The organism is Ligilactobacillus equi DSM 15833 = JCM 10991 (assembly GCF_001435735.1).
GTDB lineage: Bacteria > Bacillota > Bacilli > Lactobacillales > Lactobacillaceae > Ligilactobacillus > Ligilactobacillus equi.
Window position 1 is genome coordinate 1 of record NZ_AZFH01000041.1, and the last position, 205, is coordinate 205.

Below are 205 nucleotides of genomic sequence, written 5' to 3' on the forward strand. Positions count from 1 at the left end.
AGAACATCACCTTGCCATGGTGGGGGTCGCGGGTTCGAATCCCGTCTTCCGCTCTTAATGCCGGGGTGGCGGAACTGGCAGACGCACAGGACTTAAAATCCTGCGGAGAGTGATCTCCGTACCGGTTCGATTCCGGTCCTCGGCATTTATATGCACCTATAGCGCAACTGGATAGAGTGTCTGACTACGAATCAGAAGGTTGCAG

At 54.6% G+C, this 205-nt stretch carries 1 tRNA gene; it reads left to right on the top strand.

Annotated elements, in window-relative coordinates:
* The first annotated feature begins 59 nt into the window (after window positions 1-59).
* Window positions 60-145: transfer RNA gene (locus FC36_RS04880), tRNA-Leu, on the top strand.
* The last annotated feature ends 60 nt before the right edge of the window (window positions 146-205 follow it).